8 protein-coding genes are annotated in these 7,743 nt (G+C 34.0%); 5 read left to right on the top strand and 3 right to left on the bottom strand.

Going from position 1 to position 7,743, the window contains the following annotated elements:
• Positions 1 to 134 precede the first annotated feature (134 nt).
• Both Q9306_RS24270 and Q9306_RS24265 read left to right on the top strand, forming a co-directional pair.
• The gene (locus tag Q9306_RS24270; RefSeq protein WP_306203160.1) at positions 135 to 524 is read left to right on the top strand and encodes a VOC family protein; all 390 of its coding nucleotides are present in this window, start codon (positions 135 to 137) and stop codon (positions 522 to 524) included.
• A gap of 572 nt (positions 525 to 1,096) precedes the next feature.
• On the top strand, positions 1,097 to 1,405 hold the full coding sequence (locus tag Q9306_RS24265; protein ID WP_306203158.1) for a hypothetical protein: 309 nt from the start codon (positions 1,097 to 1,099) through the stop codon (positions 1,403 to 1,405).
• A 110-nt stretch (positions 1,406 to 1,515) separates the two neighbouring features.
• On the opposite strand, the gene Q9306_RS24260 is transcribed toward Q9306_RS24265, so the two are convergent.
• The gene (locus Q9306_RS24260) at positions 1,516 to 2,904 is read right to left on the bottom strand and encodes an MFS transporter (protein ID WP_306203156.1); all 1,389 of its coding nucleotides are present in this window, start codon (positions 2,902 to 2,904) and stop codon (positions 1,516 to 1,518) included.
• A 741-nt stretch (positions 2,905 to 3,645) separates the two neighbouring features.
• Between Q9306_RS24260 and Q9306_RS24255 the strand changes: the two genes are divergently transcribed.
• Both Q9306_RS24255 and Q9306_RS24250 read left to right on the top strand, forming a co-directional pair.
• A complete protein-coding gene (locus tag Q9306_RS24255; protein WP_306203154.1) occupies positions 3,646 to 4,407 on the top strand; it encodes a class I SAM-dependent methyltransferase in 762 nt (253 codons plus the stop codon).
• 29 nt (positions 4,408 to 4,436) lie between these two features.
• The gene (locus Q9306_RS24250) at positions 4,437 to 4,964 is read left to right on the top strand and encodes a DUF6886 family protein (protein WP_306203152.1); all 528 of its coding nucleotides are present in this window, start codon (positions 4,437 to 4,439) and stop codon (positions 4,962 to 4,964) included.
• 270 nt (positions 4,965 to 5,234) lie between these two features.
• Here Q9306_RS24250 and Q9306_RS24245 read toward each other — a convergent pair whose 3' ends face one another.
• The gene (locus Q9306_RS24245; protein WP_306203150.1) at positions 5,235 to 5,975 is read right to left on the bottom strand and encodes a GntR family transcriptional regulator; all 741 of its coding nucleotides are present in this window, start codon (positions 5,973 to 5,975) and stop codon (positions 5,235 to 5,237) included.
• Between the two features lie 259 nt (positions 5,976 to 6,234).
• Here Q9306_RS24245 and Q9306_RS24240 point away from each other — a divergent pair, with 259 nt between their 5' ends.
• Positions 6,235 to 6,819 (top strand): Crp/Fnr family transcriptional regulator, encoded by a 585-nt coding sequence (locus tag Q9306_RS24240; protein ID WP_306203148.1) that lies wholly within the window; start codon positions 6,235 to 6,237, stop codon positions 6,817 to 6,819.
• A gap of 10 nt (positions 6,820 to 6,829) precedes the next feature.
• Here Q9306_RS24240 and Q9306_RS24235 read toward each other — a convergent pair whose 3' ends face one another.
• Positions 6,830 to 7,546: a DUF4386 domain-containing protein gene (locus Q9306_RS24235; RefSeq protein WP_306203147.1), complete on the bottom strand. Its 717-nt coding sequence runs from the start codon at positions 7,544 to 7,546 to the stop codon at positions 6,830 to 6,832.
• Positions 7,547 to 7,743: the final 197 nt, after the last annotated feature.

The following is a 7,743-nucleotide window of genomic DNA, read 5'->3' as shown; positions in this document are numbered from 1 at the left end:
AGGGTAATGGAAGAGCTTGCAAGCCTTTTTTTTATGCACTCATGCTATGTGCGAATTCTTCGCAATACTCTGTACTTTTATTTTGCATTAAACACTATTGTAAGGGCTTTTAAAATTTTAAAGGAGGGAATTGCATGAAGAATTGGGTTCAGTTTAGATTTGCAAGACCGACAGATAAATTTGAAGAAGTTATAAATTTTTATGAAACAGGATTAGGTTTACAACGCATAGGAGAGTTTCAAAATCATGCAGGTTACGACGGGGTCATGTTTGGATTGCCTGATGAAGAGTACCATCTTGAGTTCACGAGGCATGTTAATGGAAGCCCCTGTCCGGCACCAACAAAAGATAATTTACTGGTATTTTATATGCCTAATAAAGATGAAATTGAAAAAATAATGAATCGATTAAATAAAATGAATTATTATGAAGTTGAACCTGAAAATCCATATTGGAAAGAGAAGGGAACTACGATAGAAGATCCGGATGGTTGGAGAGTTGTACTCATGAACACAGATGGATAAAACAATCTTTTATAAAGTATTACTTCTAGTGAAAAATAATACAATGTAACAAACTTACTCTGTTCTTCATCCCTACAACATTTGTAGGGATTTTTATATAAAGAACTCTCACCAAGAAGGTTAATTTGAAGGTATAAAAATCTCTTAAGTTGAATGACATGATAAGGCCATTCCTTCTATTTGGAACGAATATCAGCATACCAATATAGTCAAAATGATTGTTTAAAAACTACATAGGTATTTTAAATTAAATAACCAGTTCTTTAACGTACAGGGAACTGGCTAAAATGTGTCTAAATTATGTCTAAACGTACAATTTTCTTTTTTTGATATGGTGACCCCATGCCCATCAACTTAAGAATTTTATAATACCCCTAAAACAAAAAATTATACATTTTCACCGGGAGATGCCAATTTTATCGTTTTGGGGTATTTGCTTTTCTTAGCTCGATGGCGATGTGGTGATACCCAATATAATTTTATTTTACATTATATGTTAATTATTTCTGTATTAATATATAATGTTTTTGGTAGTTTATTTAAAACATATGAGATGTTTAGAAGGAGAATATATGAAAATATTACGGAGTAAAATTACTTGTATTGCAATTGGTGCAAATATAATTTTTTGTTTCGCTTTACTTGTGTATATGTTTTTTTATAATGAACTTATGTATCCTGACCAAAATTATGTAAATACCACACGTGATTCTATGTATATATTTTATGCTTTTATCATTCCATTAGTTATCTCTATTGGATTTTCAATTATTGCCTTATATAAAGAGAAAAATCAAAAAAAAATATTGGTTCCTAATTTATTCTTTTCTATAGAATTTTTAATATTTACAGGTGGTTGGTTTCTTTTTATTTCATGGTAAATTTAATATGTATGGTGACCCCTAATAGGTGGATAGTTTTTTCTTTGAAATCATTATTTTAATAAAAAAAGAACCCTAAACTTTTAAGTTTAGGGTTCTAATCTATAAACCTATTTTGTCGCTTTTCGTCCTACTAATACCCAGTACAGAGATAAACTGAATAGAGCAATTAGTACGAGAATGAATAGGATATTACTAAACATGGAAGCATCCACATTGTTTGTCATTCCGAAGAAACTTTTTTTCATTGCGGAATGGTCCATCATCGCTGCTGTGTAGGCAATTCCGATTGACATCGCAACGTTAAGTGTTAAGTTATAAAATCCGATTGCTGTTCCTGTTTTCTCTTTATCAATTGTACAAATACAAGAGTCAAGTAAAGGTGCGTACATGAATGCAAATGAACTAGAGAATAGAACCATAGAGATTACGAATACAACAACAGAAGTTTTGATAAAGAATCCGCCTAATAGTAAGCTGATCATAATGCTGCACATAGCGAGCGTAATACATTGCTTGCTTCCCATAACCTTTGCAACTTTTCCAGAAAGGGCTCCGACGATAGTCGCTGCGATATAGCCTGGAATTAATAATAGTGAAATTGTATCTAGCTGCAAACCGTAAATCTTTTCAAGCAAGAATGGGAATAGGAAAATATATGCTAGCTGTACAGAGTAAATGATAAACGCAACGCCAAGTAATGAGATAAACTGCTTATTTTGGAAGAATGAGATTCCGATAAACGCTTTTGAGTTCTTACTGATATAAGTAAGGAACAAGGCAATTGCAACAATAAACAAGATTAGGTAAAGCCAATTGAAATCTGTAATATATAGTAGTAGAGACGCTGAAATGGCTCCAACTAGAAATAATCCTAATATATCTACATGACTGTTTTCTGTTTCTTCCTTAGGAAGATATTTTAAAATAAAAGGAAGAGTGAAAAGTGTTACTAAAGAAATTAAAAATAGAGTTGTCCAATGGAAATATGTTGAAACATAACCTCCAGTTAATGCACCGATAAGCTGTGAAAGAGCAAAACTACTTGTACTTAATCCTAAAAATTTCTTTTGTTCATCTGCAGGTAAATGCTTTGTAACAAATATTACATATAACGTTTCAGCTGATGCTAAACCAGCAGTTTGGACAATACGTGAAATAACAACTAGTAAAAACGAATGTTGAAAAATATATCCCATGATGGAACCAGCGCAGATTAAAAGAATCCCAGCGCTAAAAAGTTTTCTAAAACTAATAGAATCCGCTAAAGCTGCGTAAACGACTGCTCCAATTCCAATCACAAGACCAGCTAATGTTGCTTGCCAGCTAACTGTTGTTGCTGAAATGTTAAAATCCTTTGCCATATCAACAGAAATAATCTTAAACGAATTGTCAATTACTAAACATAATAGAAATAACAGTAAGGTAACAGGTACTGCTTTCTTAGCACTATATTCCTGAGTTTTCTTCATACTTACATCTGCATTTATTGTAGACATAGCGATATTCCTCTCCTTTTGTGATCTAGGAAATGATCTTCCTAAATCATAATGATCTAACTATTAATTAATCGGATGGCTTTAATAATTTCTACGCCATTTGCTTCATAGGTGGGATTTCCTTGTGCACAGTTGTACCCATTCTTTTTTTCCTTTTTATGATGATTATAAGGAAACGTTTTCATGAATAGCTGAAAATAAAATGATTTCGCTTTCATAATCGTGTGTGATAACACCTTACAATATCGTATAGTTGTATACATCTAAAATGTGAAAATGATACCATACCTTGTTCTTATGATGTTTACAAGGAGGTAGTTGCATGAAAAGCATCTTATGCTTTGATTCCGCTTTCATGATTATGAAAGATAACTCCTTGTGATACAAAACATTGTACAGTTGTCTAAAAACTTGTATACATCTTAATAATGAAAAGGATACCATACCTTTTCATTGCTCACAATACATCTTTCTTTTGGAATTTGTCTGTTTTGTTACAAAAAAAACGGTGGTAAATTAAATTGTTGATTTGAAGAGAAAGCCTTACTATTTTAAGAATTAAAAAAGCCAGACATCCAACTAAGGATATCTGGCTTGCTTTCATATTAAAAAAGACATGACACTATCTACATGATACAAAAAACTGAATTATAAGTCTATATCTTTTTTTATAAAAATGCAAAAATAAGAGTGTGCACAAGAAACGTAACGTTACGACCAATACAGAAAAGAGGGCGTACGATGAAAAGAACAATGACGACCGATGAAGCAATTAAGCGTTGGAACAAACATGCAGAATATTTTACAGCAGGCTATGATGAGCATGGTGGTATTCATAGAGAGGTATTGTTAAATCCTGCACTTTTTTCATTAATAGAAGATGTTAAAGGAAAAAATCTTTTAGATGCTGGATGTGGAGAAGGCTATTTAAGTAGAATCCTTGCCAAACAAGGTGCTACTGTAACAGCTGTTGATTATGCGGAAAAGATGATTGAAATTGCTAAACAAAGAACGAAAAGCGGTGAAGCAATCGAATATAAACAGGGAAATTGTGAGAAACTCGATTTTTTAGCAGATGAACAGTACGATATGATTGTTTCAAATATGGTTATTCAAGATTTAGAAAATTATGAGGCAGCATTAAGTGAGATGTACAGGCTCTTAAAGCAAGGTGGTACGTTTATTTTCTCCATTCTTCATCCTTGTTTTGTCACGCCAAATAGTGGATGGATGCGTCATGAACAAGTCGATCAACAATATTGGAAGGTTCAGCGTTATTTCTATGAAGGAGTATATGATCAAAGGTTTCCGGTAGATTCCGATGAAAAAGTTGTATTTTATCATCGCACATTGACGAGCTATTTTAAGACGATTCACCGAGTAGGGTTTACTTTAGTAGATGTTATTGAACCGATGCCTTCCGTAGAGATGCTAAAAAAGTATCCGCAATTTGAAGAGGACTTACACTGTGCGGACTTTATTGTATTTAAATTAAGAAAATAAGGGACCATGCATGATAAGGAGGGAAGCGTGTGCGAATATTTCATGTAAGTGAAGAGAGTGATATTCAAGTGTTTCACCCCCGAAAACCGACTCGAACGGACCTAAATCCAACGCAAGGGCTTGTATGGGCAATCGATGATCAATGTTTACCTAATTTTTTGATGCCTAGAAATTGTCCACGTGTTTGCTATCGTGTTGGTCCAAATACATCTGAAAGCGACAGGCAAACGTATCTATCATCAAAGTCATGTTCGCATGTCGTCGTTATTGAAAACAAATGGTATGAAACGATGAAAAATACGAAGTTATATTTGTATGAATTTGATATAAATGAGTTCACACTGCAAGATGAGAATGCAGGCTATTATGTAAGTGAAACATCGCAAATTCCAATTGCGAAATTCGAAGTCGTTGATGTATTTCAAGAGCTGTTTAAACGTAATGTTGAACTGCGTTTCGTAAATAACTTGTGGGATATGTTTGATGAAATCCAAAATACAACGTTTCGTTGGTCAATGTGTAGAATGGGTTTTGCGCAGCAAAGGATTGAGGAATAATTTGTAATCTAATAAGAGAATCCCTTTTGAATTATTTTTTCAAAGGGGGTTCTCTTGTTTTGATTCATCTTTTTCAAAACTTGCTCTTTTAATTTGTTTATTTACTAAGGGTATTAATGGTGAGTATGCAGAGCAAAACATGACATGCACTAGCTTTCTCATTTTTGTTTGAAACATTGCATGTGGCAGGAAAAGGATCTGACTGCTTCTATGCATAACCAGATGCTTTCGCCCCCCTAAAAGAAAAGGATTTTTAAGAGCTTTCTCCAATTACTTGGATGTTTTAATCTTAATCTGACTAAATTCGATTGGTATATAATATTTATTATAAACGATAGGATATTTATCGCTAATATAGATACTTTCTAAAATTAAATCACATTCTTCTCCGTGGAAAAGTTGATATTTTAATGATGGAGTATTGACGGAATTAGAGCGTTTAATTTCGATGGTAGAGGAATTAGCGAGTTCATATATTTTCTCCTCTAACATTTCCAATACTTGTTTTTCGTTTTGTAAGTCAAGATTTAACTTCGAAACAGCTTCGATTGGCATCATTGTAAAAGCGAAAGCTACGATTTTATCGTTACTTTTATACCAGCGTTCCAATGCAACCACGGCAGTCATTTCTTGATTTAATACTTGCATGGCATAGTCTGTAACTAGGTCAATTCGGAAAGTAAGTTCGATATCGTCTATTTTTTCCGTATAGCATTTATATAACGGATGCCCTAACTTCTCTAAGCCATCCATACTTTCATTATGATGAAATTTTGTAATGAAATTTCCTTTTCCGTGGATATTTTTCACCAATCCATCTTCCTGAAGCAGTGCTAAAGCATGTCGTAATGTCATTCTGCTGACACCAAATATTTTGGCCAATTCAGGTTCTGTTGGAAGCTTACTGTCTGGAGGAAATGTTCCATCCATAATTAATGTATACAACTGGTCATACACAGTGACGAATAGCGGTTTTTTTTGCTTATTGAGTTCATGAAGTTTATTTTTCATTTTCTTATACCCCTATAGCTTTTTCAATTCATGACAAACATTTCTTTTTTGTTCTATTGTAACTTACTTTTATGTGGAAATTAATACGCTTTCAAAAAAACATTATAATTGGCATTCGGTGTATGTGTTACGCTGTGGATTTATAAAAAATACAAGGTGATATTTAGATACGTTAAGGTGAACCATGTCACAGAGGATATTCAGATTCTATCACGAAATAAATTTAAAAAAGTGAATCAAGAGCTGAAAGGAAATCAATATGGAAAAAATATTATTGAAGTATTTAAGTAAATTTACAACGTTTAATGAAGCACAGCAACAGGAAATTGTGAAAGAGATACATATTGAAGAATATAAAAAAGGAACGATGCTCCTTAGACAAGGAGATGTTTCTTCTAAATGTTATTTCGTATTGCAGGGCTGCGTTCGGCAGTATTCGATAGATGAAGCGGGAAAAGAAATCACATCAAACTTTTATACAGAAGAACAAGCGATTGCGAATTTTCATCATCATAAACAAGATAAGTCATCTCCGTATTCTTTAATTTGTCTAGAAGACTGTATAGTAGTCGTTGGAGACCTTGATACTGAAAAAGACATGTATAGCAAATATACACAATTGGAAGCTATGACACGTAAGATGATTGAGGAAAAACTAGGTGATATGCAAGATGAATTGGCTTCATTTATTGCATCTACACCTGAAAAACGCTACAAGTCACTATTACGGAAGCGCCCTCATTTAGTCGATCGTGTACCTCAACATCAGTTAGCGAGTTATCTTGGGATTACCCCAGAGTCGTTAAGTAGAATTAAGAAGCGAATCCATAAAGAAAACTTTTAGGAAGCTGTCATCAATTTTTCTTGATTTTTCCTCCTCTCAGTAAGAGCCATATACCAAAGCCCAGTTCTCCGGCGATCATTGGGATGCTAAATGCAATTTGAAGTATGGAAATAAACCTATCATATTCTGGAGAAAACGTGTTACATAAGTGAATAATAATATAGCCTATTGAGGCAAGCAGCAATAAGATGCTAATGATTTTTGGTACGCTGACTGATTTGAAAGTTAAGTAGCCGACAATCATGAGGTGTCCACCAAAAATGATTAAACCGATCGACCAAATAGACTCAAATGCTTCTAAATATAGCATGATTTGTGCTTGTAGTTGATCGATTTTTAAGAATGATAGATAAGTTGTATTTTTTGTAAGAAGCAGCACAAATAGCAAATTGAGTATGGCTATTCCTAATATCATCGCATAGATAAGACGGAGCCAAGCACCGAGCAATGAAAGGTTTTTATGAATAGGCTTTAGGAAAATATAAAAAGCCCAGGCGACCACAATATCGGTTATTAGGATGATGAACCAGCCAAGGATTTCAGCCTTGAAAAGGAGAGGTGCTGCCATGATATTGTGATAGGTGGCACTAGCATCTCCTTTCACAACGAGGCTTGCATGGGCGAATCCAGAGGAAAAAAATGCAATAAGTGCCATGATGATCAATGATATGCCTGCAGTTAGGGCGTATTTTCGTTGATTTGATTGTTCTTCTACTGAAATAGTCATAAAATAACCTCCTATGTTACATCGTTTCGTTTTATCCTGCTATTCGCGGGCAGTAATACTCCCACCTCAAAATTCGGCAAAAGCATTGTCCAGCTTCAGTGGCTTCGCTTCTTCCTACGAGGTAAAAAACACCTCTACGTCAGAAGCTCCATCCCCCTCACATTCTGAACGAGCCACTTCCGCATTTCTTTGTTGTC

This window comes from Bacillus multifaciens (assembly GCF_030756675.1).
Lineage (GTDB): Bacteria > Bacillota > Bacilli > Bacillales > Bacillaceae_G > Bacillus_A > Bacillus_A multifaciens.
This window is presented reverse-complemented; position numbering and strand designations above follow the sequence as displayed.